Annotated in this window: 30 protein-coding genes; 20 read left to right on the top strand and 10 right to left on the bottom strand. The window is 45.4% G+C overall.

Annotated elements, in window-relative coordinates; genetic code table 11:
* The first annotated feature begins 32 nt into the window (after positions 1 to 32).
* Positions 33 to 431 (top strand): acyl-CoA thioesterase, encoded by a 399-nt coding sequence (locus tag VC82_RS15150; RefSeq protein ID WP_045803115.1) that lies wholly within the window; start codon positions 33 to 35, stop codon positions 429 to 431.
* On the opposite strand, the gene VC82_RS15145 is transcribed toward VC82_RS15150, so the two are convergent.
* Genes VC82_RS15145 through ribD form a run of 4 tightly spaced genes read right to left on the bottom strand, consistent with a single transcriptional unit; the run spans position 428 to position 3,516 of the window.
* Entirely contained in the window at positions 428 to 1,030 is a 603-nt protein-coding gene (locus tag VC82_RS15145) for an IMPACT family protein (RefSeq protein ID WP_045803114.1), read from the bottom strand. The two genes, VC82_RS15150 and VC82_RS15145, sit on opposite strands and share 4 nt — an antisense overlap.
* On the bottom strand, positions 1,030 to 1,893 hold the full coding sequence (locus VC82_RS15140; RefSeq protein WP_045803113.1) for an EamA family transporter: 864 nt from the start codon (positions 1,891 to 1,893) through the stop codon (positions 1,030 to 1,032). The genes VC82_RS15145 and VC82_RS15140 overlap by 1 nt, the downstream gene beginning before the upstream one ends.
* Positions 1,890 to 2,492 carry an HAD family hydrolase gene (locus VC82_RS15135; RefSeq protein WP_045803112.1) on the bottom strand — a complete coding sequence of 201 codons (603 nt, stop codon included), beginning with the start codon at positions 2,490 to 2,492 and terminating at the stop codon, positions 1,890 to 1,892. Before VC82_RS15135 ends, VC82_RS15140 begins: the two co-directional genes overlap by 4 nt.
* On the bottom strand, positions 2,470 to 3,516 hold the full coding sequence (gene ribD, locus VC82_RS15130) for a bifunctional diaminohydroxyphosphoribosylaminopyrimidine deaminase/5-amino-6-(5-phosphoribosylamino)uracil reductase RibD (protein WP_245615927.1): 1,047 nt from the start codon (positions 3,514 to 3,516) through the stop codon (positions 2,470 to 2,472). Before ribD ends, VC82_RS15135 begins: the two co-directional genes overlap by 23 nt.
* A gap of 52 nt (positions 3,517 to 3,568) precedes the next feature.
* On the opposite strand from ribD, the gene VC82_RS15125 reads away from it, so the two are divergent.
* Genes VC82_RS15125 through ligA form a run of 4 tightly spaced genes read left to right on the top strand, consistent with a single transcriptional unit; the run spans position 3,569 to position 7,544 of the window.
* Positions 3,569 to 4,051, top strand: a complete 483-nt coding sequence (locus VC82_RS15125; protein WP_045803111.1) for a GNAT family N-acetyltransferase — start codon at positions 3,569 to 3,571, stop codon at positions 4,049 to 4,051.
* 3 nt (positions 4,052 to 4,054) lie between these two features.
* Complete coding sequence (gene prmC, locus VC82_RS15120; protein ID WP_045803110.1) at positions 4,055 to 4,918, top strand: peptide chain release factor N(5)-glutamine methyltransferase; 864 nt, start codon at positions 4,055 to 4,057, stop codon at positions 4,916 to 4,918.
* Positions 4,919 to 4,968: 50 nt separating this feature from the next.
* Positions 4,969 to 5,550 carry an LOG family protein gene (locus VC82_RS15115; RefSeq protein WP_045803109.1) on the top strand — a complete coding sequence of 194 codons (582 nt, stop codon included), beginning with the start codon at positions 4,969 to 4,971 and terminating at the stop codon, positions 5,548 to 5,550.
* Positions 5,550 to 7,544: an NAD-dependent DNA ligase LigA gene (gene ligA, locus VC82_RS15110; RefSeq protein ID WP_045803108.1), complete on the top strand. Its 1,995-nt coding sequence runs from the start codon at positions 5,550 to 5,552 to the stop codon at positions 7,542 to 7,544. The genes VC82_RS15115 and ligA overlap by 1 nt, the downstream gene beginning before the upstream one ends.
* Here the strand turns inward: ligA and VC82_RS15105 are convergent.
* Entirely contained in the window at positions 7,507 to 8,751 is a 1,245-nt protein-coding gene (locus VC82_RS15105; protein ID WP_045803107.1) for a hypothetical protein, read from the bottom strand. The two genes, ligA and VC82_RS15105, sit on opposite strands and share 38 nt — an antisense overlap.
* Before the next feature lie 209 nt (positions 8,752 to 8,960).
* On the opposite strand from VC82_RS15105, the gene VC82_RS15100 reads away from it, so the two are divergent.
* Genes VC82_RS15100 through VC82_RS15090 form a run of 3 tightly spaced genes read left to right on the top strand, consistent with a single transcriptional unit; the run spans position 8,961 to position 10,200 of the window.
* Positions 8,961 to 9,494, top strand: coding sequence for a hypothetical protein (locus tag VC82_RS15100; protein ID WP_179944601.1), 534 nt, complete (start codon positions 8,961 to 8,963; stop codon positions 9,492 to 9,494).
* A gap of 3 nt (positions 9,495 to 9,497) precedes the next feature.
* A complete protein-coding gene (locus VC82_RS15095; protein WP_045803106.1) occupies positions 9,498 to 9,914 on the top strand; it encodes a hypothetical protein in 417 nt (138 codons plus the stop codon).
* Positions 9,898 to 10,200, top strand: coding sequence for a hypothetical protein (locus VC82_RS15090; protein WP_045803105.1), 303 nt, complete (start codon positions 9,898 to 9,900; stop codon positions 10,198 to 10,200). The genes VC82_RS15095 and VC82_RS15090 overlap by 17 nt, the downstream gene beginning before the upstream one ends.
* Before the next feature lie 646 nt (positions 10,201 to 10,846).
* On the opposite strand, the gene VC82_RS15080 is transcribed toward VC82_RS15090, so the two are convergent.
* The 3 genes from VC82_RS15080 to VC82_RS15070 all read right to left on the bottom strand — a co-directional run bounded on the left by VC82_RS15080 (position 10,847) and on the right by VC82_RS15070 (position 12,431).
* A complete protein-coding gene (locus VC82_RS15080; RefSeq protein WP_045803103.1) occupies positions 10,847 to 11,728 on the bottom strand; it encodes a thermonuclease family protein in 882 nt (293 codons plus the stop codon).
* Between the two features lie 138 nt (positions 11,729 to 11,866).
* Positions 11,867 to 12,178, bottom strand: a complete 312-nt coding sequence (locus VC82_RS15075; RefSeq protein ID WP_045803102.1) for a hypothetical protein — start codon at positions 12,176 to 12,178, stop codon at positions 11,867 to 11,869.
* 7 nt (positions 12,179 to 12,185) lie between these two features.
* A complete protein-coding gene (locus VC82_RS15070) occupies positions 12,186 to 12,431 on the bottom strand; it encodes a hypothetical protein (RefSeq protein WP_045803101.1) in 246 nt (81 codons plus the stop codon).
* Positions 12,432 to 12,701: 270 nt separating this feature from the next.
* Between VC82_RS15070 and VC82_RS15625 the strand changes: the two genes are divergently transcribed.
* Positions 12,702 to 12,851: a hypothetical protein gene (locus VC82_RS15625; protein ID WP_157518166.1), complete on the top strand. Its 150-nt coding sequence runs from the start codon at positions 12,702 to 12,704 to the stop codon at positions 12,849 to 12,851.
* On the opposite strand, the gene VC82_RS15065 is transcribed toward VC82_RS15625, so the two are convergent.
* The gene (locus VC82_RS15065; RefSeq protein ID WP_045803100.1) at positions 12,848 to 13,762 is read right to left on the bottom strand and encodes a metallophosphatase; all 915 of its coding nucleotides are present in this window, start codon (positions 13,760 to 13,762) and stop codon (positions 12,848 to 12,850) included. The genes VC82_RS15625 and VC82_RS15065 overlap by 4 nt on opposite strands.
* Positions 13,763 to 14,527: a 5'-nucleotidase C-terminal domain-containing protein gene (locus VC82_RS15060; protein WP_045803099.1), complete on the bottom strand. Its 765-nt coding sequence runs from the start codon at positions 14,525 to 14,527 to the stop codon at positions 13,763 to 13,765. It abuts the gene before it with no gap.
* Between the two features lie 63 nt (positions 14,528 to 14,590).
* On the opposite strand from VC82_RS15060, the gene VC82_RS15055 reads away from it, so the two are divergent.
* From VC82_RS15055 to coaE, 11 genes are all read left to right on the top strand, one after another.
* On the top strand, positions 14,591 to 15,127 hold the full coding sequence (locus VC82_RS15055) for a DUF6913 domain-containing protein (protein WP_045803098.1): 537 nt from the start codon (positions 14,591 to 14,593) through the stop codon (positions 15,125 to 15,127).
* Positions 15,127 to 16,026 (top strand): 4-hydroxy-tetrahydrodipicolinate synthase, encoded by a 900-nt coding sequence (gene dapA, locus VC82_RS15050; RefSeq protein WP_045803097.1) that lies wholly within the window; start codon positions 15,127 to 15,129, stop codon positions 16,024 to 16,026. Before VC82_RS15055 ends, dapA begins: the two co-directional genes overlap by 1 nt.
* A 108-nt stretch (positions 16,027 to 16,134) precedes the next feature.
* Positions 16,135 to 16,944: an outer membrane protein assembly factor BamD gene (locus VC82_RS15045; RefSeq protein ID WP_045803096.1), complete on the top strand. Its 810-nt coding sequence runs from the start codon at positions 16,135 to 16,137 to the stop codon at positions 16,942 to 16,944.
* 14 nt (positions 16,945 to 16,958) lie between these two features.
* Positions 16,959 to 17,297, top strand: a complete 339-nt coding sequence (locus tag VC82_RS15040; protein WP_045803095.1) for a DNA-directed RNA polymerase subunit omega — start codon at positions 16,959 to 16,961, stop codon at positions 17,295 to 17,297.
* A 2-nt stretch (positions 17,298 to 17,299) separates the two neighbouring features.
* Positions 17,300 to 18,505, top strand: coding sequence for a bifunctional phosphopantothenoylcysteine decarboxylase/phosphopantothenate--cysteine ligase CoaBC (gene coaBC, locus VC82_RS15035; protein ID WP_045803094.1), 1,206 nt, complete (start codon positions 17,300 to 17,302; stop codon positions 18,503 to 18,505).
* A complete protein-coding gene (gene porD, locus VC82_RS15030) occupies positions 18,498 to 19,388 on the top strand; it encodes a type IX secretion system protein PorD (RefSeq protein WP_045803093.1) in 891 nt (296 codons plus the stop codon). The genes coaBC and porD overlap by 8 nt, the downstream gene beginning before the upstream one ends.
* 48 nt (positions 19,389 to 19,436) lie before the next feature.
* The gene (gene recN / locus VC82_RS15025; protein ID WP_045803092.1) at positions 19,437 to 21,095 is read left to right on the top strand and encodes a DNA repair protein RecN; all 1,659 of its coding nucleotides are present in this window, start codon (positions 19,437 to 19,439) and stop codon (positions 21,093 to 21,095) included.
* A gap of 300 nt (positions 21,096 to 21,395) precedes the next feature.
* Positions 21,396 to 22,208: an enoyl-ACP reductase FabI gene (locus tag VC82_RS15020; protein WP_045803091.1), complete on the top strand. Its 813-nt coding sequence runs from the start codon at positions 21,396 to 21,398 to the stop codon at positions 22,206 to 22,208.
* A gap of 132 nt (positions 22,209 to 22,340) precedes the next feature.
* Positions 22,341 to 23,360: a glycosyltransferase family 2 protein gene (locus tag VC82_RS15015; RefSeq protein ID WP_045803090.1), complete on the top strand. Its 1,020-nt coding sequence runs from the start codon at positions 22,341 to 22,343 to the stop codon at positions 23,358 to 23,360.
* Positions 23,353 to 24,306 carry a CdaR family protein gene (locus tag VC82_RS15010; protein ID WP_045803089.1) on the top strand — a complete coding sequence of 318 codons (954 nt, stop codon included), beginning with the start codon at positions 23,353 to 23,355 and terminating at the stop codon, positions 24,304 to 24,306. Before VC82_RS15015 ends, VC82_RS15010 begins: the two co-directional genes overlap by 8 nt.
* A complete protein-coding gene (gene coaE, locus VC82_RS15005) occupies positions 24,303 to 24,896 on the top strand; it encodes a dephospho-CoA kinase (protein ID WP_045803088.1) in 594 nt (197 codons plus the stop codon). Before VC82_RS15010 ends, coaE begins: the two co-directional genes overlap by 4 nt.
* Position 24,897 lies beyond the last annotated feature (1 nt).

Genomic DNA, 24,897 nt, shown 5'->3' with positions numbered 1-24,897 from the left:
TCTTATAAAGATAGAATTTTTCCGTTGAAAATATGACCTCCCATCGACATTCTTTTCGTGTCCGTTATGGCGAAACCGACCAAATGGGCATTGTTTACCATGGCAACTATGCACAATACCTAGAAATGGGTAGGGTAGAGTGGTTACGGTCGTTGGGGATATCCTATAGGAGTATGGAAGAAAACAGCATCATGCTACCGGTAATCCACCTACAAATCGATTATAAGAAATCTGCCAAATATGACGATTTGTTGACCATTGAGACCATACTCAAAAAACGGCCGATGGTCAAAATTGAATTTGACTACAAAATCTATAACCATACTGGGGAATTGTTGGTGGCGGCAAATACCGTTTTGGCCTTTATGGATATGGAGACGGGTAAACCTACCAAGTGCCCAGATTATATTCTGGAAAAATTGACAGGCTAAGCCAATTTTTCAACATTGACTTGGTGCAAACCCATTAGTGTGCCCTTTGTTTTTTCAAGGTCTTTTTTCGCAACCGAGACGACCATTTTGCAGCTTAGCTCCATTTTTTGCGAAATAATATCCAATTGGTGTTTTTTGATGGTTCGCATCACCACATCCAGCATGGTATAGGGGAAGGTCAGTTCAAAATGTTCAACAAGCTGTCGCTCTACCACAGTGGCATTCCCTATTGCCATACTGGCGGCTGTCTTATAGGCTTGGATCAGTCCGCCCACGCCCAACTTCGTTCCTCCAAAGATTCGAACCACCGCTACCAGCACATTGGTAAGCCCAAACGACTGTATCTGGCCATAAATGGGCATGCCCGCAGAATTGTTGGGTTCGCCATCGTCATTGGCCCTGTAGCGTATGGTTTCTGCCCCTAGCTGCCATGCATAGCAGATATGGTTGGCGTTGGGATGTTTTTTACGAAGCCCGTCAATGATTTCTTTGGCCTCCTCTTCTGAATTTAACGGATAGGCATAGGCATAAAACTTGCTCTTTCGGTCTTTGTACAGAATCTCTTCCGAAGGGCCTAAAAGTGTTTTGTACGTATGCATCAAAACAAAGCTACCAAAAGAATGCTCACCACCGCCATGGCCACGCCCAGCCAATTTTTTGGACTTAGCTCTTCTTTGAACAGCAAGATGCCCAAAAGTGTTGAGAACATGACAATGGCCACGTTGTTTATGGTAAAAATGGAGGCACTGTTGAGTTGCTCGTTCTGCAGGGCGCGCAACAAAAAGAAAATGGAAAAATAGTTGGGGATGCCCAAGGCCACCCCCCCCAACATATTTTTCAGGTTGGGCCTTGGCGGGTTTTTGGGCGCCCTTATCAAAATGAGCAAAATACCCGATAGGGCCGCGCCCGCAAATACCACTGATGAGAACAATGGAAATTCAGAACGGTCCAATTGCGTTTCTTGCATATACTTGATGGTCGAATCAATAATGCCCGACCCCAAAAAAACCAAGGCGGGAAGCAGCAAGCTGTTTCTCGAAATTCTCAAACGGTCTTTTTTAAGGGAGGCAAAATAAACGGCGATCAACGCCAATAAAATACCCACGATGTTCAAGTACGATAACTTTTCTTGGTAGAGTATAACACCCAGCAAAACCGGAATTACCAAAGACATCTTGGTAGCCACTGAGGCCACTGAAACCCCGTTTTCTTGTGAGGTCTTGGCCATTAGGTTAAAAACTGTGATGAACAGCACACCCAACAGTAGGGTGCCCAACAGCCAAGGGGCCTGCAAAATCTCATGGGTTGAAACCTTTTTTTCAAAGAATAGCAGCCCTGTCACACACGCCACCACATAGTTGGTGACGATGGCATAGAAAGTCTCAATTTTAAAGCGTGTATATAGTTTGAAAACCACAAAAATTAAGCTTGAGCAAAAAATGCTGAGGGCGAGATCTATCATGGTAAAAATTGGTTCAGTTGTACAATATCTTGCCTGCCCACCTGCAAATGCCATACCTTGATGCCCAAGCGGGCCGCGGCTTCCACGTTTTCTTGGGTATCGTCAATAAAAAAAGTTTCTTGGGCCTCTAGGCCGTTCTCTTTCAACACAAACCCAAAAATTTCGGTGTCGGGTTTGCGGAGCTTGATTTCATGTGAAAGATAGAACCTTTCAAAGCAGTTCTTAAACCGCTCAAAATCATTTCCCATTTTTTGTTTGACCTCTTCGATATGCAGTTCATTTGTATTGCTCAGCAAGAAAAGACGATATCGTTTTTCTTTGGCTAGTTGTTCCAAAAAAACCAAGCGCTCCTTGGGAAAATCCAGCAAAATGGCATTCCATGCGGCAATCAGTTCTTGTTCGGAAGCGTTTGGAAAAAGTGCACCAACGGTGGCCAAAAACTGTGGGGTAGTGACGAGTCCTTTTTCGTATGACTCGAACAATTGCTGTAGTTCATCAGTGATTTTGTTAAAGCCATGCTGTACCATGGCCCTTGCCGTGGCAGACTTGTCCAAATCGATGAAAATATCGCCAAAATCAAAGATGATGTTCTTGATCATTTCTCAGTAGAGTCAGTGTATCGTCGAGTATTTTGGTTGTTCCAACATGCTTTCCGGCAATAGTGGGGGCTTTGGTTCCTTGCCCGAAAATAGTGTTTCCCGTAAAGATTCGGGCCTCGTCCCAAAGCTTGGCATCGATAAAGGTCTGTAGGGTTCGCCCCCCTCCCTCGATAATCAGGCTTGTGATGCCATGCTGATACAATCGTTCACCTATTTGCTGAGCCAAATTTTTGCCGAAGTCTACTATTTCAATAAAGGTTTCCCCATTCGCCAATGAGGCATCCTCCAGGGCTGTAAAAATAAAGGTCTTGGTGCTGCCGTCCATCACGTGTGAATCACCGGGAATTCTTCTTTCCCTATCAAGAACAACCCTTATGGGATTTTTCCCTTCCCAATCACGAACCGTGAGTTTCGGGTTATCCTCCAAAACAGTTTTGGTGCCCACCAAAATGGCCATTTCCTCACTGCGCCATCGGTGTACCAGTTGCCGCGAGTGTTCGTTGGTAATCCAAAACGGGCTGGGATTTTTTGTGCGGCGGTCTTCCAAAGGAGCCATAAAGCCATCTTGGGTCTGTGCCCATTTCAGTATGATATAGGGCCGTTTTTTTTCATGAAAGGTCAAAAAACGCCTATGGTGTTCCCTGCATTCGTCCTCCAGCACACCAACGGTGACCTGACACCCGGCATTTTTCAATTTTTTGATACCCTCACCGGCGACTTTTATATGCGGGTCTTTTAGGCCGATGACCACTTTTGGGATCTGTTGCTCGATGATCAAATCGGCACAAGGCGGTGTTTTGCCGTAATGCGAACAGGGTTCTAAGGTAACATAAAGGGTCGCCTCTTTCAGCAATGCCTTGTTTGATACCGATTGTATGGCGTTTACCTCGGAATGCGGTCCGCCGTAGGGGCTGGTGAAGCCTTCACCGATAATGCGGTCGTTGTGAACGATAACACAGCCGACCATGGGGTTCGGGGCGGCCGTGCCCAAGGCATTTTTACCCAGTGCAATGCATCGGCGCATATATTTTTCGGTTATCTTCACGCAGCAAAAATAGGCCATTTAATTAAAGATTATGGGCGCGATCATCCGTAAGATTGGGGCGGCCGACAACGAGCAGGTTGCCGCATTGATTCGACAGGTTTTTGAGGATATGGGAATACCCAAAACCGGCACCGCGTATGAAGACGAATCGTTGAACGATATGTACCAGGCCTACAATCGACCAAAGGCCATCTACTTTGTGATCCAAGAAAACGGAAAAATTATGGGTGGGGGCGGTATCGCTCCACTTGACAACCACAACGGAAACATCTGCGAGCTTCAAAAGATGTATTTTTTGAAAGAGGTGAGGGGCCGTGGGCTCGGTACCGAAATGATCGACCGATGTCTCAAAAAGGCCAAAGAATTCGGTTTTGAAAAATGCTATTTGGAAACAATGCCCTATATGGATGCCGCCCGAAAACTGTATGAGAAGAACGGATTTGAATACATTGATGGGCCTATGGGGGCCACGGGCCACACATCGTGTTCGGTTTGGATGCTCAAGAACCTTTGAACCATGCTACTCGCCGAAATCAAGAAAATATTTCACCAAGAATTACACAACCTATACCCCAAGGGGGAAATCGACAGTTTTTTCTATGCCATGGTCGAACACTATTTGGGGTTTGAGCGTTTTATTTTGGTGCTGCAGCCGCAGTTGGCCATCACCAAAGAAGAAGAACAGCCCTTGTTCGAAGGGTTGGCCCAGCTCAAAAAAGAAAAACCGTTGCAGTACATCTTGGGCAAGGTTCACTTTATGGATTTGGTCTTTAAGGTGAATGAATATGTGCTGATTCCCCGGCCCGAGACGGAAGAATTGGTGCGTTGGATTATCGCGGAATGCAGCATTCAGGATTCAGGAATCAGGATTTTGGACATTGGTACGGGCAGCGGCTGCATCGCCATTGCCTTGGCCAAAAACTTGCCCAATGCCCAAGTGTATGCCATCGACATTTCAGGGAAGGCCTTGCAGGTGGCCCAAGAAAATGCAGAAATGAACGAAGTGCAGGTAGAATTCTTCGAAAAAGATATATTGAATTGGAATGAAAGGGATGGTCGTTTTGATGTAATCGTTTCAAATCCGCCCTATGTTCGCGAGTCAGAGAAGCAAGCGATCAAGAACAACGTAAAAAAGTACGAGCCTTCGACCGCCCTGTTCGTTGCCGATCATGATCCCCTGATTTTTTACCGGGCCATTGCGGGTTTTGCACAAGAGTGCTTAAATCCGGGAGGGTGGTTGTTCTTTGAAATCAATCAGTATTTGGGCGAGCAGACGGTGTCATTGTTGGAAGAACATCGTTTTAAGGATATTGAACTGAAAAAGGATATTTTTGGCAACAACCGAATGATAAAATGTATCAAAAAATATTATAATGTTTAACAAAAAGAATAGCTCACACTCTTTGGGGAGAGTGCTGGGGTGAGAGGTCTATGAAAAGTATCGTTGTTTTTTGTGGAAGTAGTGAGGGCAAAGACCCGGCGATCATCGCCGAGGCACATCGGTTGGGCAAAACAATGGCCGGGCAAAACATTCGCTTGGTGTACGGTGCCGCCCGTATCGGGGTAATGGGGCATATTGCACAAGGAGTACTGGAAAACGGTGGTGAGGCCATCGGGGTAATTCCTGATTTTTTGATGCTCCGAGAAGTGTACCACTCAGGCCTGACCGAACTCATTATCACCAAAAACATGCACGAACGAAAGCTGAAGATGCACGAGTTGTCAGAAGGCATCATCATGCTGCCCGGTGGCTATGGCATCTTAGAAGAGTTTTTTGAAATGATTACTTGGGCGCAATTGGGCCTGCACCAAAAACCGATCGGCATCTTGAACACTAACGGATTTTACGATGAATTGTTGGCCATGCTGAAGAAGATGATAGACCAACAATTTTTGAAACAGGCCAATTTTGACATGATTCAGGTAGATGACGATATTGAGGCTTTATTGGAAAAGATGAAGAACTATAAACCCATTGCCGTGCCCAAATGGCTGAAAAAAGGTCAAGTCTGATGGACATAGAACAAAAAATCAAGACCCTAAGAAAAGAATTGCAAGAGCATAATTATAGATACTACGTGCTTGATGAGCCAACCATCTCTGATTATGAATTCGATATGAAGCTCAAGGAGCTGCAGTCACTGGAGCAGCAGCACCCAGAGTTTTATGACCCCAATTCACCAACCCTGCGGATAGGGGGGCAGGTTACCAAGAATTTTGAGACGGTGGTACACGAGCACCGCATGTACTCACTGGACAATTCGTACTCCAAAGAAGATCTTGAAGATTGGGAAAAGCGTATCCAGCGGATATTGGGCGATGTACCCCTTGAATATGTATGCGAGCTGAAATATGACGGGGCTTCCATTAGCCTCACCTATGAAAATGGGCAATTGGTGTGTGCCGTGACCCGTGGCGATGGTTTTCAGGGAGATGATGTCACCACCAATGTCAAGACCATCAAATCGGTGCCGTTAAAGCTACGGGGCGATTACCCTCCCAAATTTGATATTCGGGGAGAGATTATTTTGACTTTGGAAGGCTTTGCCAAGATGAACCAAGAGCGCATTGAAAATGGCGAAGAACCCTACATGAACCCGCGAAACACGGCCTCGGGAAGCCTAAAACTTCAAGACAGTGCCTTGGTGGCGCAACGCCCACTGGATTGCCTTTTATACAGCATTGTGGGAGCATCGGGCCTCAAGACACAGTTCGAAGTGCTTGAAAAAGCCCGTTCATGGGGCTTCAAGGTGCCCATCGTGGCCAAATTGTGCAAGAGCATTGATGAGGTCTTGAAATTTGTGGAATATTGGGATGTGCACCGTCACGAATTGCCCTACGAGACCGATGGGGTGGTCATAAAGGTGAACAGTTTGCAACAACAAGAAGAGCTTGGCTATACCGCAAAATCGCCACGCTGGGCCATGGCGTACAAGTTCAAGGCAGAACAGGTGGCCACCGTTCTCAATACGATTACCTATCAAGTGGGCAGAACAGGGGCCATAACCCCGGTGGCCAATTTAGAACCGGTACTATTGGCCGGTACCACGGTAAAACGTGCCTCATTGCACAATGCCGACCAAATCGCCAAGTTGGACATCAGGGAAGGAGACACCGTTTTTGTGGAGAAAGGGGGCGAGATCATTCCCAAGATCATCGGGGTCGATTTTACCAAACGCGATCCCAATTCTGAACCTACCAAGTATATTGAGCATTGCCCCGAATGTGGCACCGAACTGTTACGAAAAGAGGGCGAGGCCCAACATTTTTGTCCGAACGACACGGGTTGTCCGCCTCAGATTACCGGGCGCATCCAGCACTTCATTTCACGAAGGGCAATGGATATTGAGGGGTTGGGCGGCGAGACGGTCGAGCTTTTGTACAAAGAAGGACTTATTGAAAACTATGCCGATCTCTACACGTTGACTGTTGACCAAATCATTCCCCTAGAACGTATGGCCGAAAAATCGGCTGAGAATTTGGTCAAAGGGGTCGAGGCCTCCAAAAAGATTCCTTTTGAACGGGTGTTGTTCGCCCTCGGTATCCGCTATGTGGGCGAAACGGTGGCCAAAAAGCTCGCCAAGGCCTATAAGAACATCGATTCCCTTATGGCCGCATCCGAAGAAGAACTCACCACGGTCGATGAAATAGGGGAGCGCATTGCCCAGAGTGTGGTGCAGTTTTTTCAAAATCCCACAAATCAAGAAATAATCCAACGATTAAAATCTTACGGGCTGCAGTTTTCACTGTCTGAAGAGCAGTTGCAGAACCAAAGCGACATCCTAAAGGGAAAAACCTTTGTGGTATCGGGGGTTTTCGAAAAACTAAGTCGAAACGAACTCAAAAAACTGATTGAAGACAATGGGGGCAAGGTGGCCTCATCCATTTCATCAAAGACCTGTTTCGTGGTAGCGGGGGCCAATATGGGGCCCAGTAAAAAAACCAAGGCCGAAAGCCTCGGGGTGCCGATTATTTCTGAGCAAGAGTTTTTGGCGATGCTTCCGTGACGTACCGTGGGGGAAGAAATTGTAGCATGCAGAAGTGCGACAGCATGATTTGAAGGGCAACCAACAGGTATGCTGCAAACAGATTGTCAATGCCGAACCCAAGTTGGTGGTATGCATAGCAGAGGGCGATGTTTAAAATGGTCAACCCGAAATAGATCATTCGTCTGCTTGGGTTTTCAAAAACAAACCTCCAGTTTTTCTTGTTGAACAACATTTTTATATCAGGATAAAAGAGCTTACTGAGTACAGGCCACAAAAGCAGTAAGGGCAGGGCGAACAAGCGCGATTCACGGGCTAGGGCCGCAACCATTACAATCACTGAATTCAAAGCCAAGACCAACATAAAGCCTTTTAAGAATGGACTTTTCGAATGGGTTTTGTATTTGGCAAGCACAAGATATAGGAAGGGGGATAGGGCCAAAAAAAACGAAAAAACCGTTTCCAAAATCTTTTTCGGTGTGCCAAAATTTTGTGCAAGACAAGAGGTTCTTTGTGAAATTTCGGTGCCAAGGGCGTTCCATGCGTTTGTGTACCAACTGAACAGGGTCAAATAGATTCCAAAAAGCACCACTGGCAAGACGATCCGAAAAACATTTTTTAAGCTAAGTTGCTGTTTTGGAGACGAATGTTTGGCCAATGGCAATAATCCGAAAACAAGCAAAACGGTACTTTCCTTAGAAATGGCGGCCAAGGTGAACAAAACCACGTATTGCCACCATCCTTTCTTAAAAAAGAAGAGCATGCCTGCAAAGACCAAACTATATTGCAGGGGCTCGTCATAACTGAAAATAGGAGGAAAAAAAGCGAAACATACCGAAAACGAGCCGTAAAAAACGGTCATATTGATAAGGCTCTTCTTCACGTTTTGCCCCAAGTGACTCGAAAGCAGGTACAATAGAATGCCCGCCACAAACAGCAATGAGAAATTGACACAGACAAAGGCCGTGCCCTTTTCAGCACCAAAAAAATCTGCGAAGGCATTGATCAAAAAGGTCGTCAGCGGCCTTCTGGAAAAGGGAAAAAATTCATGATGGTAATTTACTTGCGAAAGCAAAAAAACCTTAGACAACCGGCTGTTGTTCTCGTTCAGCATGCTGTCGAGAAAGGGCAGCATATGCATTTTGTAAAGGGCACCTACCGCAAAAAGTGCGAGAACAACTGGAAGCCCGAAATTGAAGAAAGCCTTGTTCTTGTTGATGTTTCCCATGGTCAGTGCAACAGCATGGTGAAGTTACCCAATTTTTGGGCAGTATGTCAGGTCGAATATAAATTAACCCCTGTTCGACTAAAGATTTGTTCGTTGGGAGAAAGGCCGACGCAATCAACAGATGTCACCTCGAGTACATAAACAATTGAACATCAAAAAAAGCCATTGGAAATTTATATCGAATCCACACTAAACTATATCTTGGGGGTATGGAATCGATCTTTACGCCCGAGTCTTACCGGTTGGTCATGTACATTATGCTCTTTTTTGCCTTAGTATATGTGGTGTTCGAGGTTTATCTTAACCTCAACGAGCTTGAAGACGATACCACCAACATCATTTTACTCGAGGCTTCAAAAAAGCAGTTTTTCTTTGTGCCCTTTGCCCTTGGTGCCATTATGGGGCATCTTTTTTTAGGAGCCAAAACCAATATTCTCAACATCGAAAGCTGGTTGGCCGTGGTGCTGGTCTTTGGCATTTCGTTGGTGATGCTCGCCATTGGCTTTTGGGTTCCCTTCAAAAAGTCAAACCTGTTTCTTACAATACTGTTGGTTGCTGGGTTGGCATACGGACATTTTATTTGGTCACAGAACTTTAGAGAAGCTGTATTTTTCCAATCAGGTTATACCGAGCAGGTAAAATACTGGGTTGAACCAACCCCGTCGGAAGTCGGGGTCTCGTTATTCCAAGAACTTAATGGGTGTGATATATCTTTAAGGAACAGAACTAGAAAGATGGATTAAAAGATGAAATCTATACGATCTTTCATTAAAAAACATCTCAACACCATCGAAAAAATTCGAGTGGTCATGGCTGTTATCTTTGGTGTTATGATAGCGGTCGACATCATCTTGGCCGTTTTTCTGAAAGACACTGTTCCCACTTTCAGCGAGGTGGTCAGAGACAACCGAACCCAGTGGCTCTGGCTCAATTTTCTGTTGGGCGGGCTCATCGCCAAGATTTTTTATAACCGCAAGGTAGCGACCAAACGAAAAGAACTATCGGGTTTTTTTGTCTTCGTCGTACTTTCCATAGTGTTGGCGGCCATGGCCCCGTTCTTGCCAGAACTGGATACCGAATACCATTTTTTGATCATGGTCAGCGGAGGGCTGGTGGCCCATATTGCATGGCCTCAATACATTAACGATGACGATACCGTATAACATTGGCGAGTTTCAAGAAACCCTTGTATGGCCGGCCCCACCAGAAAAGTGGCCTGTGGCCCTAAGAGCTCTGTGGTTCGATGCCAAGGGCGATTGGCATGCAGCGCACGATTTGGTGGATCACTTAAGCGACGCCATGGCCAAATGGGTCCATGCGTATCTGCATCGCAAAGAGGGTGATGAATGGAATGCACGGTATTGGTACCGACAGGCGGGAAAGCCTTTTCCTGAAATTAGTTTAGAAGAAGAACTCAAGGTGCTGGTAGAGGCTGTTATAAGAAAATGAATGATTCCCTTGGTTGCACCGCCCTGGGCAGCAGTCAATGGGTGAGGGGTGTTCTGTTATTCTGAATGCGTCTTAGGTGGGGGAGGAATCACAAAAATTGGTTTTCGCTGTAGGGGATTTGTGAAACTACCGGTGTATTCCGATAGTCTTTGGGACTAACATGAACATGGCGCTAACCGCTCGTTGGAAACAAGTTGTAGCGAGGGTATATTCTTCGTTTTCCTTATCTCCTGTAGGAACTAGATCTGACTAAACTCCATATAATAAAAAGTCCCACTAAGCCTATAGTGGCGAAACCAAAAAAAACATTAACTAAGAGCACAAGAATAAGTGCTAGAGCTATCATTTTTATGCCATTCTTGTTTTTTCCTTTAGACTTCAACCCCTTGTAGTGCATGGACTGATTTAGAAAGATTTCATCCGATCTTTTTAAATAGTACTGTATTTCAGAATCCTCAAATCCTTTCTCCTTCATTTTCTTTTTTATGTCCACTGTGTCCAGACCTTTTACTCTCAATAATATGCTAAAATCTAATTTATTCATTCAACCTATACTTGTGGCTTACCTGTTCATATTCCAAATAAAAATAAGCATAGCCACCAAAATAGATGGCTTGTTGTAGACTGGACCAAAAAAATGCTCAGTTTATTCCGCTGCGATCAAATTCAGTTCGCCCACCGCATCACGAATTTCAAAGGGCCAGATAAATAGGCGGTTTTCAGGTTTTACCTTTAAATATTGCTGTGGATTGTAGACCTTAAGGGTGGTCATGTCGATACAGTAGCGTTGTACCCAGTCAGATTCCCTGATAAAAAAACCATTGCTCGCCTTTGCCTTTTTACAGGCATTGTAGAGCTTTATGCACATACGGTATTCGTAGGCCGTTAGCATCAACGGGTCGGCCCAGGCACCGAGGTTGTTTTCAACTGCGTTTTTGACCGCGGTTCGCGCTAACCGTAAATCACTGTTTTTGGGTAGGTTGGGGTAGATAATGATGCTGCTGGCCCAGCCCGACTCCAACAACAACAGGTTAAAGGTCTTGCGTTGCTCTAAACTTACCGTGGCGAGCTCGGTCTTTGTAAAACTGGGCGCAATGTAGGCCAGTAGGCGTCCATACCGGTCAAAGTGTTCGTCGGCTGCCATGACAAAAAGACTGCGGTTTGTACCGTTGGGTTTGGCCAATCGTGTATCGAGTAATTGTTTGAACACCGTTTTGGCTTGGTTACCCTGTGTTATCTGCCTTGTACCGGCACTGACCAATCGGGGCACTATATGGGCCTTGAGTTCAGGGTCGATCCAACTATCAAAGTTTCCCGTTTCAAGCAGCGTTTTCAATTCGTTCAGTTTGTTGTTAGCGGTGGTCTCACCACCTTGATAGCTGGTCTCAGGTGTGTCGATGCCCAACATGCGTATGGGCATTCGCACATAAGGTGTGTCGCCATCGGCGGGGTCGCCCGATTTTGTCTTTTTGCCCAATTGGTCGAGTTCGATACCACTGGGATCCCAGAAAATCTGTACTTTTTCCATTTGAAGCGCCTTTGTTTATCCTGTAAGCTAGTAAATTTCTTACAAGGAAGGGTGCCATCCTGTAGCAATTTGTGCGATTCGTGTGCAGATGGCAGAAAACAACACCTGGTTTACATCAAAAGTGGTATGTAACTGCCATTACTGCTTGAAATATTCTTTCTTGTAAAATTGCCCCAGCTCTTTGGTGAGCAAGAGCAATTCGGGCTTGTCTTTTCTGAGACCAACCGTCCAACCGTCAAAAATTTCCCAGGCATCGTTCACAAATACGGGTTCGCCGTATTCGGCCTTCAATTTTTCCCGAATACGATTCTCTTCAACTTTACCCGTTAAAATCCAGACCATATTCAGTTTTCCGTCGCCAAAACGGGCCTCTATTTTTCTGGGAAAGCCGGCATATTCTATGCCAAAGCAGTTCAATTGCAATTGTGCATTCGGGTCTGAACCGTCCAACTACATTTCATGGACAAAACAGGGAGTGCGCTTCCAGTTTTGGGCGGAGGTCATCCAAACTACCGCCCATTTTAATGAATACTGGGATTTTTCCCGACGGGTTGGACTCCAGACCAATGGCCTTACCTTCCGTCAAATACGGATTTTCCCAGGCAAACAAATTTGGATGGGTGGCCTCTTCTGTCAATTGCCAGACTAAATCTTTTTCTGGGTCGCCGATGAGCCTGTCATCAAAGAAAGCATTGTATTTCATAAAGGTAGCCGCCGTATCTTTCCGAGAGGCATCAATGAGCCAAATGCATTGCCCCTGGCTTCGATATAGTGCAGTTTGTTGTCGGCAAAGGTGAAGACAACTTGGGCAAGGGTACCGTTTTTGGTACGTAAATTGGTGCACAACAGGTGTGACTCGCTGTTTTTGGCCAATGAAAAGCTCAGAGGGTCGATTTCAACAACATTTGTGCGATAGTATGTGAGGACTGATTTTTTCTTTTACCTCAACCAAGGATTCATAGAAATGGACATCATGGAAAACGGTTTTGGCTTGACCATGGGTAGAAAGAGAAATTGCGATGCCGTTGATCAGCAACAGCATCATTTTGATGAAAGTTTGCATATGTTATTGATTGATGATTTACCTAAAGACAAAGGTCGACATCTATCGTTACAGTGCTAGACCGAAATGCTGATGCCCTCGGCCGATACTTGTTTGGCGGTATCAAAGTAAAAATCGATCCGGCCCAGATTGACACCATAGCAGCCTACCTGGTTCACCAACACCGGACTTCCGTTTTTGTTCGTGCGCACATCTGGCTTATCCAAAAACGTATGCGTATGCCCGCCGATAATCAATTGGGTATGCTCGGTTTTTGAGGCTAGGGTAACATCATCGGCACGGTTGGCATTGCCTTCATAATCGTAGCCCAGATGGGACAGACAGATGATAAGGTCGCAACGCTCATTTTCTTTGAGTTGCCTTTCGGCATCAAGGGCGATTTCGTAAGGATCTAGGTATTGGGTTTCTTTGTACAGCTTTTGTGATACAAGCCCCGCCAACTTGATGCCGATACCGTACACCCCGATTTTTATTCCTTCCATCGTGTAGGTACGATAAGGTTTCACGTAGCCGTCCAATGCGGTGTTCGAAAAATCATAGTTGGCCGAGAGCAGTTCAAACTTTGCATGGGGCAGTTGTGCCAAAAGCCCTTCAATACCATTGTCGAAATCGTGGTTGCCTATGGTGGCCGCATCGTATTTCATCATGCTCATGAGCTTGAATTCCAGCTCACCTCCGTAAAAATTGAAGTATGGGGTGCCCTGAAAGATGTCTCCGGCGTCAAAGAGCAGCGTATTGGGGTTTTCGTCACGTATTTGGCCGATCAATGAAGCGCGGCGCGAAACCCCACCCAAGTTGGGGTACCGAGAATGATTTGTTGGAAAAGGGTCTATGTGGCTGTGCACGTCGTTGGTGTGCAGAACGGTGATGTGCTTTTGGCCCAGGGCCTTGCAGCTTTCAAGCGAAAGTCCGCCAAGGCCGGTAAAGGCCGTAGCTGCCGCTGTTCTGGTCAAAAATGTGCGTCGCTTCATCTATTTAAGGCGTATAAATCGGTTATCGACAGTAGCATTCAGGGTATCGATCTCCTTTAGATAATCGATGATGGCATTTCGAACAAGGTAGTTCAATTCGATGACCTCATCGGTATTTTTAAAGAACCCCATATCATCGCCTCCTTGCACCAGATAATCTGATGTGGCGACATAATATTTTTTGTTTTCATCGAAAGGCTCGCCATTGATGAAGACCGAAGCCAAACCACCTTCTTTGTCAAGGGTTATTTGCAGGCCTGAGATGGGATGCGCCCTTTTGGCATTGACCAAAAACGATATAAGGTCACGAACTGTCCGTCCCTGCATGGCTACAATAGCTATGTTGTTTTCAAAGGGCATTACCTCAAAAATATTTCGAATGGTAACGGGGCCTTTTGATATCACAGAGCGAATGCCACCATGGTTGAGCACCACAAAATCGACGCTATTGCCCGTTCGTTGTTGAAAGACTTTGTTGGCCTGCCTCAAAATAATATCGGCCATCAGGTTGCCTTCTGATGTGTTCAGTTCGCCGTCTTCTTTGTTCAATGTTCTCGGGGCATAGGTAAGCACGCTGTCCATTATCTGGTTCAGGCGTTGCCTGTAGGGATCGATTACAGTTTCCAAGGAGTCTACGGAAGAGAGCTTTTCTGTTATCGTAAATTGCTCTCCTTTGATTTCTTGAAGCTTTAAAGGCGTATCCTTACAGGAAAAAAATACAAATGTTATAAAAATAACAAAATGTTTTATTTTTAAAAGCTTCACTCTGGTTATCTTTGTCTTTAGATGTTCGTATATTATTTACATTTGTAAAAATGTGAAAAATATATGGTATTCAAGGCCATTCAGGATAAATTTAAAGTTAAATCAGGCCTAAAGTATCTGCAGGAAGAGCTCGAGAATCCGACGGTATCGGTATCTAGAGGCCATGGTGTTTCAAGTATTGCCTGTATCGTTGATGTTGACCGGTTTCCGAAGGCAGAAAGCTTTTACGAACTGATACAAGAACTTTCACTGAGACCGAATGCCATAAAGATCATCGGCTATAAAAGGGAATATGACAAAAACTCCCCATACGCCATACCCATGTTCTCTGATAAGGATTTAGGTTGGAAGGGGGAAATTGAAAACGGATACGTTCTTGAATTTTTGGGAAGGGAATATGATCTTTTGATAAACTACTATACCGACGACAACCTGATGATGAAGCTGCTTTCGGTGAAGACTGCAGCCCGTATCAAGGTCGGTTTTGCAGAGGTCGATACCAAGTTGAACGATCTTATATTGCATACCCCATATCAAGACTTTAAGGTTTTCAAGGCAGAGTTGCACAAATATTTGAAAGTATTGAACGAAGTTGAATAATGGAACAGTTGATGGGCACCGGGGTCGCTTTGGTGACACCTTTTAAAAATGATGGTTCGGTCGATTACCGCTCCCTTGAACAGATAATTGAGCATTGTATTGCCGGTGGGGTTGATTATTTGGTGGCATTGGGCACCACTGCCGAATCGGTTACCCTTTCAAAAGATGAAAAACAACATTTGATGCACACCATTGCCAAGGTAAATGCGGGGCGTTTGCCCCTCGTGGTCGGCATGGGCGGCAACAATACCCAAGCGGTGGTCAACGACCTCGCCGCCTTTAATTTAAGTGATTTCTGTGCCATTCTCTCCGTTTCACCATATTATAACAAACCTACCCAAGAAGGCATTTTTCAACACTTTCGTGCCATCGCCAAGGCTTCCCCGGTACCGGTGATACTCTATAACGTTCCGGCAAGAACAGGAAGCAACATGCAGCCAGAAACCACTTTACGGTTGGCTCATGATGTCGAGAATATCGCCGCCATCAAAGAAGCTTCGGGCGATATGGTGCAAATCAACACCATCATCAAACAAAAACCAGAGGATTTCTTGGTCATTTCTGGGGATGATTTCACAGCGTTGCCCACCATTTTGGCCGGTGGGATTGGTGTTATCTCGGTACTGGGGCAGGGGCTTCCAAACGAGTTTTCGAAAATGGTCAACCTAGCGTTGCAGGGCAGGTCAGATGAGGCCTATGCGATACACCATGCCCTTTTGTCGGGCATGGAGCTGATCTTTGAAGAAGGCAATCCAGCGGGGATAAAAGCGGTATTTGAACAATTGGGGCTTTCGACCGCCAAGGTCAGGCTGCCATTGGTCGAGGCTACGCCCCATTTGAAACAAAAAATCAAGGCTTTCTTAAGATCGGCGCAACGGGTTACCACGATAGAGCGTTAAATCTTCGCCAAAAAGCTTCAAACGATATGACTTCCCCGTTATTTTTGGGCGGCAGGGTATTTTTTATATCCATTGATTATCGCTAATTTTGCAAAATATTTTTTTAGAATGAGGTTATTGCTTCCAATACTGGCAGTGGTTTTTCTTTTTGCTTCTTGTAGCGAGTACCAAAAGGCACTCAAGAGCGAAAGTGTAAAAGAGAAATACGACATGGCCGAAAAGCTCTATAATGAGGGCGACTACAAAAGGGCCAACCGCCTTTTTGAACAGATTGCCCCGCAATATGCTGGTAAGCCACAGGGTGAACGCGTTATGTTCTTTTTTGCGGACTCCTACTTTCAAACAGGCAACTATTATTTGGCAGGTTACCAATTTGAGCGCTTTGTAAAGTCATATCCGAACAGTGACAAGATCCAACAGGCGTCCTTTTTGGGGGCCAAGAGCTATTATGAGCTGTCCCCCAGATATTCGTTGGATCAAACAGATACCGATAAGGCCCTTTCAAAACTACAAGCGTTCATCAATACCTATCCAGACTCGGAGTATTTTGATGAGGCCAACAAAATGGCCCGGGAGCTGACCACAAAAAAAGAGCGCAAGCAATTCGAGATTGCCAAGCAATTTGATAAATTGGGCGAGTTTGATTATCCCGTATTGATTTCGGCCATTACGGCCCTTGAAAATTTTATCGCAGAGAACCCAGGTTCCATTTATCGTGAAGATGCTTTCTATTACAAATTGAAATCATCTACAAACCTTGCTCTCAACAGTACTTTGTCAAAGAAACAGGAGCGATTGGAAAACGCCGTGGCCGCATACAACGCCCTGAAAAAATCATTTCCTGATACCAAATATGCCAAAAAAGCAGATGATCTTTATGCCAAGGTCATGCGCGAAATGCAAGATTTTTCGAAATAACAAGTTTTAGTTTTATGAGCGATTTAAAGAATACAAAAGCACCTGTCACGACCGTAACCTACAATAGGGACGAGTTTGACCAAAAAACCGGCAATATCTACGAGGCCATTTCCATAGTGGCGAAAAGAGCGATACAGATCAACTCAGAGATCAAGAAAGAGTTGCTGGAAAAACTGGAAGAGTTCGCCACTTACAGTGACAGCCTTGAAGAGGTATTTGAGAACAAAGAGCAGATAGAGGTCTCGAAATTCTATGAAAAACTGCCAAAACCCCACGCTTTGGCCGTTCAAGAATGGTTGGAAGACAAAATCTACTACCGAAATACTGCTTTGGAAGACAATAACGAAGAATAGGCATGTTATGCGGTAAAAACATTCTCTTGGGAATTACCGGAGGAATCGCCGCCTATAAGACCACCTTTCTCACGAGATTATTGATAAAAGCTGGTGCCCGGGTCAAGATTGTCATGACCCAGAGCGCCAGTTCTTTTGTTTCGCCCCTTACCCTTGCCACACTCTCCAAGAATCCTGTTTTAATGGATTTTGTCAATGAGGAAGATGGCAGCCTTTCATGGAACAATCATGTAGAACTGGGCCTGTGGGCCGATCTGATGCTGATAGCGCCGGCCACTGCCAACACCTTGTCAAAAATGGCCCACGGAACCTGCGATAATCTGTTGCTGGCCACTTATCTTTCGGCCAAATGCCCGGTACTTTTTGCACCTGCCATGGATTTGGATATGTACCAACATCCGTCCACCAAAGAAACGTTCAAAAAACTACAGTCGTTCGGCAATGTGATGATACCTGCCGAGTCGGGAGAATTGGCAAGTGGATTGCACGGTGAGGGCCGTATGGCAGAACCGGAAACCATAATACGGTTTTTAGAGAACTTTCTGCGTTCGGGTCTTCCCCTAGTGGGCAAAAACGTACTCATAACGGCTGGCCCCACCCACGAGCCCATTGACCCCGTTCGGTTTTTGGGCAACCGCTCTTCGGGCACTATGGGTTTTGAGCTTTCCAAAAGGGCCGCTGACCTTGGCGCCACCGTAGTGCTGGTGTCTGGCCCCACAAGCTTGTCCGTGGAACACCCCGGCATACAAGTAGTTAGTGTAACCACCGCGGACGAAATGTACGCTGCAGTGCACCAACACTATGAAAAAGCCGATATTGCCATTGCCGCTGCCGCCGTGGCCGATTATCGCCCCAAAGAAGTTGCTGACCAAAAAATCAAGAAAACAGATGGTAGCCTTCAGATTGACTTGGTCAGAAACAAGGACATCTTGCTATCGATGGGCGAAAAGAAAAAACAGCAATATTTGGTAGGCTTCGCCTTGGAGACTGAAAACGAACTCGAAAACGCCAAGGCAAAACTACAACGCAAGAATTTGGATGCCATTGTGTTGAACTCTCTGAACGATAAAGGGGCAGGTTTCGGGCAGGGAACGAATAAAATCACTTTTGTGGACAAGAATCTTTCCGTTAAAGCGTTTGATGTTAAGAAGAAGGCCGAGGTGGCCGCTGATATTTGGAAAGAAATCATCGCTAGAATCAATGCATAGGTTATTGCTGCTTTTGGTAGGTCTGTTGGCCCTTCAGTTCGTGGGGGGCCAAGAACTTGATTGCACCGTTACGGTCAATTCAGACCAAGTGGGCCAGACCAACCAACAGATTTTCAAAACGTTGGAGCGTTCTCTGAACGATTTTGTGAACAAGACCAAATGGACGAACCGCGTCTACAATGAAAATGAACGGGTCAGTGCCCGAATGTTCATTACCGTAACCCGTTACGAATCGGATCAGTTCGAGGCCAACATACAAATCCAATCGAACAGGCCGGTGTTCAACACTTCATACGAAAGTCCGGTGTTCAATTACAAAGACAACGCCTTCAATTTTCGCTACCAAGAATTTGAGCCGTTGGTCTATAACCCCAATTCTTTCGACTCGAATCTGGTGGGGGTCATTTCATATTATGTCTACATTATTTTGGGATTGGATGCTGATACCTTTTCCCTTGAAGGTGGCGATGAATATTTTCGAAAGGCACAGAACATTGTTACCCAGGCACAGGGCACCAATTTCTCGGGATGGGGGCAAGAAACCGGAGATCGTACAAGATTTGAGTTGGTAGACAACCTGTTGTCGAATTCCTTTCGGGAATACCGCATTGCCATGTACAACTACCACCGCAAAGGGTTGGATATTTTGGCCGACAACAACAGTACCGGAAAACAGGTCATTGCCGGAAGCCTTCGGCTATTTGAAACGTTGATGAAACGTAGGCCGAATGCCTTTTTGATACAGACCTTTTTTGATGCAAAGGCTGAGGAAATTCAGAACATCTTCTCCGACGGCCCCAAGGTTGATATTGTGAAGCTCAAAGAGACGCTGAATAAGGTGGCCCCTTTTTATTCCAGCACCTGGAATGAGATAAATTACTAGCCAATTTCTACAAAGACCTTTATCTTTACGGCCGTAACGTAAAGATAAGTGCTCACCAATCTCTCCATAAGAAATTACGCCTTGATCGACGATCTGAATGTGTCGTTTCCGGAAGGTTTTGTGACCATTACGGGTGAAACCGGTGCGGGCAAGTCCATATTATTGGGAGCCCTTTCATTGGTGTTGGGCAAGCGTGCCGACCTAGCCTCCCTACGAAACGAAGAAGAGAAATGTATCATCGAGGCTGAATTTTCTATCGGTAATTATGGCCTGAAACCATTTTTCGAGGAAAACGACCTTGACTATGAGCAGCAGACCATTTTGCGAAGGGAGATTTTGCCCAGTGGTAAGTCTAGAGCCTTTATCAACGATTCACCGGTTACCTTGGACATTCTCTCAAGACTGGGAGACAGTCTGGTAGACGTACATTCGCAACACCAGACACTTCGCCTGACAGAAAACGAGTTTCAGTTGAAGGTCATCGACGCCCTTGCCGAAAACCAAAAGTTGCTGGGGCAGTACCGGGAAACCTTATCGGCCTATAATTCGGCCAAGAAAGAATGGCAATCGTTGTTAGATTTTCAGTCGCAAGCGGCAAAAGAACAAGATTACAATAGCTTTCTGTTGCAAGAATTGCAGTCTGTCCCTTTAAAAGAGGGGGTTCAATCAGAGCTCGAGGAAGAATATGGGCAGTTGAGCAACGTGGAGACCATTTTGGAATCCCTTTCGCAGGGCAATCAATTGCTTAATGACGAACAAATTGGGGTTTTGGGCCAATTGGCCGAGCTAAAACGGATGGTCCAAAACATTTCGGACTATGGACCTTCTTTTGAAGCGCTGCACGAGCGCATTCAATCGGTTTTTATAGAGTTGGACGATATTTCCGTTGAGTTGGATGCCCTTCAGGGCAGGGTAGAGGCAAACCCCGAAAGGCTACAAGAAGTGAACACACAACTACAGCTTTTGTACGACCTACAGAAAAAGCACCAAGTGGCATCCGTCGAAGAGCTTATCAGCATTCGGGAGGACCTTTCCACAAAAGTGGGTAAGGTTGCGAATTTGGAAGCTGAGATCGCTGATGCAGAACAACGGGTCGCCAGCAAGGAAACCGAGTTGACCGCCTTGGCTGAATCGTTGCGAAAAAATCGAAACGCGGTGATTCCGAAACTAAAGAACATGTTGCAAAAAAAGCTGCATGTATTGGGAATGCCGTCGGCCACCTTCAAGATTGAGTTGGAACTGGCACCAGCTTTTCGATCAAATGGCAAAGATGAACTGGTGTTCTTGTTTTCGGCAAACAAGGGCTCTGCACATGGTGAGTTGAAAAAAGTGGCCTCTGGGGGCGAACTTTCGCGCATCATGCTGACCATAAAGTCGATTCTGGCCGAATATGAGCATTTACCCACCATGATCTTTGACGAAATCGACACGGGTGTTTCTGGTGAGATATCGAACGCAATGGCCGATATCATGTCGGGCATGAGCAAATCGATGCAGGTATTCTCCATTACGCATTTGCCACAAGTGGCCTCAAAGGGGCAAACACAGTTCAAGGTGTACAAACAAGAGGTGGGTGGCGCCACTACCACCCACATCAAACAATTGACCGAAAGTGAGCGAGTGGTAGAGCTTGCCGAAATGTTGGGGGGCAAGAGCATTTCAGATTCCGCACTGGCGCATGCCAAACAGTTGCTTCAATTTCCCTGACAGCACACAAGTTCAAAGGTCTAGCGCAGGAATCAAGTTCAAAATTGACCGGCAATAATTCGTACAATTCGTGTCCATCCTCAGTAAACAGTAGCCAATAATCGCTAAGCAGTACCCGGTGATTGGTGATCCATAGAACGAAGAAACCTGAAACCTTGAACCTACAACCTTTAACTTTTCACCCTTGAAACCCTCAACTCTCAGTTCGCAACGAAACCAATAAGAAACAACAGAAACTAAAAATGGTGGAAGCCCTAAACTTGTTATCTTTGCCAACATCAAACCGATACTTTTTACGATATGGCATACAATCTATTGAAAGGAAAAAAAGGAATTATTTTTGGTGCGTTGGATGAAAATTCCATTGCATGGAAAACTGCTGAGCGCGTTCATGAAGAAGGCGGCACTTTCGTCTTGACAAATGCGCCCATTGCCATGCGCATGGGGCAGATCAACGAACTTGCCAAGAAAACGGGTTCAGAAATTATACCTGCCGATGCCACCAACGAAGAGGATCTGGCCAATTTGGTTTCAAAATCAATGGAAATCTTGGGGGGCAAGCTTGATTTTGTTCTGCACTCCATTGGAATGTCGGTCAATGTGCGCAAGGGTAGGGCCTATACCGACCAGAACTATGATTTCACCACCAAAGGATGGGATGTTTCGGCACTTTCGTTCCACAAGGTCATGCAATCACTGTACAAGGCCGATGCCATGAACGAGTGGGGCAGCATTGTAGCGCTTACCTATATGGCTGCCCAGCGAACATTTCCTGATTACAACGACATGTCCGATAACAAAGCCTACCTCGAATCGGTTGCCCGTAGTTTTGGGTATTTCTTTGGAAAAGAGAAAAAGGTACGGGTCAATACCATTTCACAATCGCCCACCCCGACCACGGCAGGGCAGGGCGTGAAAGGTTTTGACGGATTCATCAATTATGCCGAGAAGATGTCGCCACTAGGCAATGCAACCGCTTTGGATTGCGCCAATTATACGGTCAGCCTTTTTTCAGACCTGACCAAAAAGGTGACCATGCAAAACCTTTTTCATGACGGTGGCTTTTCAAATACGGGGGTAAGCCAAGAGGTTATCGAAGAGTTTTCAAAATAACGATGCCCGCCAAAAAACATCTTTTGTCAGTTCGAGCGCAGTCGAAGCCATTAAAAGTGCAATCACTCTAACTTGGCCTCGATTGCGCTCGACTCTTTAAATTGCTGGTTTCCAACGGCCTTTTTATACGTAATGGACATAAAGCTTTCTTTTATAATTCCTGTCTTCAATAGGCCCGACGAGGTCGATGAGTTGTTACAGAGCCTTGTGGAACAAGATTTTGACGGGGAGTTTGAAGTGGTCATCATCGAAGATGGTTCTACCGAGACTTCTGAAGGTGTGATCGGCAGGTACATAGAGCAGCTTTCCATTTCGTATTATCAAAAAGAGAATACCGGCCCCGGTGATTCTAGAAACTATGGAATGAAAAAGGCCAAGGGTAATTATTTCATTGTTCTTGATTCAGATTGTGTTCTGCCTTCCCATTATTTGAATACGGTCTATAAATCTTTGCAAAATGATTTTGTGCATTGTTTTGGTGGCCCCGATGCGGCACATTCATCTTTTACCACTGTACAAAAGGCCATCAACTATGCCATGACCTCATTTCTGACCACAGGAGGTATCCGTGGCAAAAAAAGGGCCATTGGCAAATTTCAGCCCCGAAGTTTTAATATGGGCATCTCAAGGGAAGCCTTTGAAAAAACCGGAGGGTTTGGTAATATCCATCCCGGTGAAGACCCAGATTTGACCTTTCGCATATGGAAAATGGGATACGAAACAAGGCTCTTTGAAAATGCTCATGTTTTTCATAAGCGCCGTATTGATTGGGGCAAATACTTCAAGCAGGTCAATAAATTTGGAATGGTACGGCCCATTTTGAACAAATGGCATCCTGAGACCGCCAAGTTGACCTACTGGTTCCCCACCATTTTTATGATTGGTTTATTGGTTTCACTGTGCCTTTCATCAATCGGCATTTTTTGGCCCTTGTACCTGTATGGCCTTTATTTTATATTGGTCTTTGTCGATTCGGCCATAAAAAATAAAAGCCTGCCCGTTGCCTTTTTATCGGTTTTTGCCTGCGTGGTTCAGTTTACGGGCTATGGCCTGGGTTTCATAAAGTCCACAATCTTGGTTAACTTTAGTAATCAAGAACCCGAACAGCTTTTTCCGAAGCTGTTCTTCAAGAACCTTCAAAAACGTGATTAAAAACCTGTTTAGCAACTTGAACCGGCGAAAAGTCAAGGTTTTCTTGATTTGCCTGGCCTGCTCGTTTCTGGCATGGTTGGTCAGCAAGTTGTCAGAGCCCTATGAGTCTAGGGTCACCTTTACCCTTACCTACACCAATCTACCAGATACCCTATTGCTCTCAAAAGAGGCAAGCCATACCTTGGGAACAAAACTTCGGGCCAACGGATTTCGTTTTCTATATTATAACTTAAATCTAAAGAATATCACGGTAGACCTTTCGGCCATTCGAGAAACAAAGGGTCGGTATTACCTTGATGCACTGCAGTTAAAAAAGAGTTTAGAGGCACAATTGGCCAAAAGCACTTCGCTCATCGAGTTGGAGGAGGATACCCTCTTTATTGATTTGTACCAAGTGACGGCCAAAGAAGTGCCAATAAAACCAAATATTACCTTAAACCTAAGCCAGAACCATTTTGTCGAGGGCCCCCTAAAAGTTGAACCTGCTACCATAGTTATAAAAGGACCCCAGCGAGAGGTTGCGTCCATTACTGAAATTTCAACAGTTCCCCTTGAATTGAATAACCTGTCGGCCAACTTTACCAAAGAACTGGACCTTGTGGTTCCTGAAGGGCTGCAGAACAGCGTGTTGTCACAGAACAGCGTAGCGGTTTCAGCGAAGGTGGTGAAATTTTCTGAAAAGGTGTTTGAGGTGCCCATCACCGTTCTGAACCCTCCCGATGAATATGATCTAAAGCTGTTTCCCAATAAGGTGTCGGTATTGTGCAAGGCGGGGGTGAAATACCTACGTACCATTACCGCCAACGATTTTAGGGTAGTGGCCGACTACAAAAATGCCGGACCATCGAACCACCTTCTGCTCAGAATTGACAAACGGCCCGAAAAAGCGTACGATGTCAAGTTACAAGAGAACCAAGTACAATTCATATTAGAAAAGTCAAAATGATGATAATCGGATTGACGGGAGGTATTGGCAGCGGAAAAACCACTGTGGCAAAAATGTTCAAGAAATTGGGCGTACCGGTCTATGACTCTGATAAAGAAGCAAAAAAGTTGATGAACCAATCAAAAGAAATGCGCGCGGCCATCGTCGACCTTTTCGGAAAAAAAGCCTATAAGAAGGGAAAACTGAACCGCAAGTTTATAGCGGGGGCGGTGTTTGCCAACAAAGGGTTGCTTTCAAAACTGAACGCAATAGTTCACCCGGCCGTAAAGTCGCATTTTTACGATTGGGCCAAGAAACAAGCTGCCCCCTATGTCGTTCAAGAAACGGCCCTGATATTTGAAAATGGTATGGAAGACCGTTTCGACAGGGTTGTTTTGGTAACGGCGCCAGAAGAGATGCGGATAAAGAGGGTCACGGCACGGGACAAGGTTTCTGAAGAAGAGGTCAGGGCAAGGATCAACAATCAACTGGATGATGCCCACAAAAAGGAAAAATCTGATTTTGTAATCGAAAACATTGACCTTGAGACCACCCGTAAACAGGTAGAGACCATCCATCGTGAGCTCATAAAATCCCCAAAGGTTGAATAAT

The organism is Flagellimonas lutaonensis (genome assembly GCF_000963865.1).
Lineage (GTDB): Bacteria > Bacteroidota > Bacteroidia > Flavobacteriales > Flavobacteriaceae > Flagellimonas_A > Flagellimonas_A lutaonensis.
Note: the sequence above shows the minus strand (reverse complement) of the source record. Positions and strands in the feature narration are given on the sequence as shown.

Bases quoted from the DNA above. Each gene is read 5' to 3' on its own strand.
- VC82_RS15150 (WP_045803115.1), top strand. From the start codon at position 33: ATGACCTCCCATCGACATTCTTTTCGTGTCCGTTATGGCGAAACCGAC.
- VC82_RS15145 (WP_045803114.1), bottom strand. From the start codon at position 1,030: ATGCATACGTACAAAACACTTTTAGGCCCTTCGGAAGAGATTCTGTAC.
- VC82_RS15140 (WP_045803113.1), bottom strand. From the start codon at position 1,893: ATGATAGATCTCGCCCTCAGCATTTTTTGCTCAAGCTTAATTTTTGTG.
- VC82_RS15135 (WP_045803112.1), bottom strand. From the start codon at position 2,492: ATGATCAAGAACATCATCTTTGATTTTGGCGATATTTTCATCGATTTG.
- ribD (WP_245615927.1), bottom strand. From the start codon at position 3,516: ATGCGCCGATGCATTGCACTGGGTAAAAATGCCTTGGGCACGGCCGCC.
- VC82_RS15125 (WP_045803111.1), top strand. From the start codon at position 3,569: ATGGGCGCGATCATCCGTAAGATTGGGGCGGCCGACAACGAGCAGGTT.
- prmC (WP_045803110.1), top strand. From the start codon at position 4,055: ATGCTACTCGCCGAAATCAAGAAAATATTTCACCAAGAATTACACAAC.
- VC82_RS15115 (WP_045803109.1), top strand. From the start codon at position 4,969: ATGAAAAGTATCGTTGTTTTTTGTGGAAGTAGTGAGGGCAAAGACCCG.
- ligA (WP_045803108.1), top strand. From the start codon at position 5,550: ATGGACATAGAACAAAAAATCAAGACCCTAAGAAAAGAATTGCAAGAG.
- VC82_RS15105 (WP_045803107.1), bottom strand. From the start codon at position 8,751: ATGGGAAACATCAACAAGAACAAGGCTTTCTTCAATTTCGGGCTTCCA.
- VC82_RS15100 (WP_179944601.1), top strand. From the start codon at position 8,961: ATGGAATCGATCTTTACGCCCGAGTCTTACCGGTTGGTCATGTACATT.
- VC82_RS15095 (WP_045803106.1), top strand. From the start codon at position 9,498: ATGAAATCTATACGATCTTTCATTAAAAAACATCTCAACACCATCGAA.
- VC82_RS15090 (WP_045803105.1), top strand. From the start codon at position 9,898: ATGACGATACCGTATAACATTGGCGAGTTTCAAGAAACCCTTGTATGG.
- VC82_RS15080 (WP_045803103.1), bottom strand. From the start codon at position 11,728: ATGGAAAAAGTACAGATTTTCTGGGATCCCAGTGGTATCGAACTCGAC.
- VC82_RS15070 (WP_045803101.1), bottom strand. From the start codon at position 12,431: ATGAAATACAATGCTTTCTTTGATGACAGGCTCATCGGCGACCCAGAA.
- VC82_RS15625 (WP_157518166.1), top strand. From the start codon at position 12,702: ATGGAAAACGGTTTTGGCTTGACCATGGGTAGAAAGAGAAATTGCGAT.
- VC82_RS15065 (WP_045803100.1), bottom strand. From the start codon at position 13,762: ATGAAGCGACGCACATTTTTGACCAGAACAGCGGCAGCTACGGCCTTT.
- VC82_RS15055 (WP_045803098.1), top strand. From the start codon at position 14,591: ATGGTATTCAAGGCCATTCAGGATAAATTTAAAGTTAAATCAGGCCTA.
- dapA (WP_045803097.1), top strand. From the start codon at position 15,127: ATGGAACAGTTGATGGGCACCGGGGTCGCTTTGGTGACACCTTTTAAA.
- VC82_RS15045 (WP_045803096.1), top strand. From the start codon at position 16,135: ATGAGGTTATTGCTTCCAATACTGGCAGTGGTTTTTCTTTTTGCTTCT.
- VC82_RS15040 (WP_045803095.1), top strand. From the start codon at position 16,959: ATGAGCGATTTAAAGAATACAAAAGCACCTGTCACGACCGTAACCTAC.
- coaBC (WP_045803094.1), top strand. From the start codon at position 17,300: ATGTTATGCGGTAAAAACATTCTCTTGGGAATTACCGGAGGAATCGCC.
- porD (WP_045803093.1), top strand. From the start codon at position 18,498: ATGCATAGGTTATTGCTGCTTTTGGTAGGTCTGTTGGCCCTTCAGTTC.
- VC82_RS15020 (WP_045803091.1), top strand. From the start codon at position 21,396: ATGGCATACAATCTATTGAAAGGAAAAAAAGGAATTATTTTTGGTGCG.
- VC82_RS15015 (WP_045803090.1), top strand. From the start codon at position 22,341: ATGGACATAAAGCTTTCTTTTATAATTCCTGTCTTCAATAGGCCCGAC.
- coaE (WP_045803088.1), top strand. From the start codon at position 24,303: ATGATGATAATCGGATTGACGGGAGGTATTGGCAGCGGAAAAACCACT.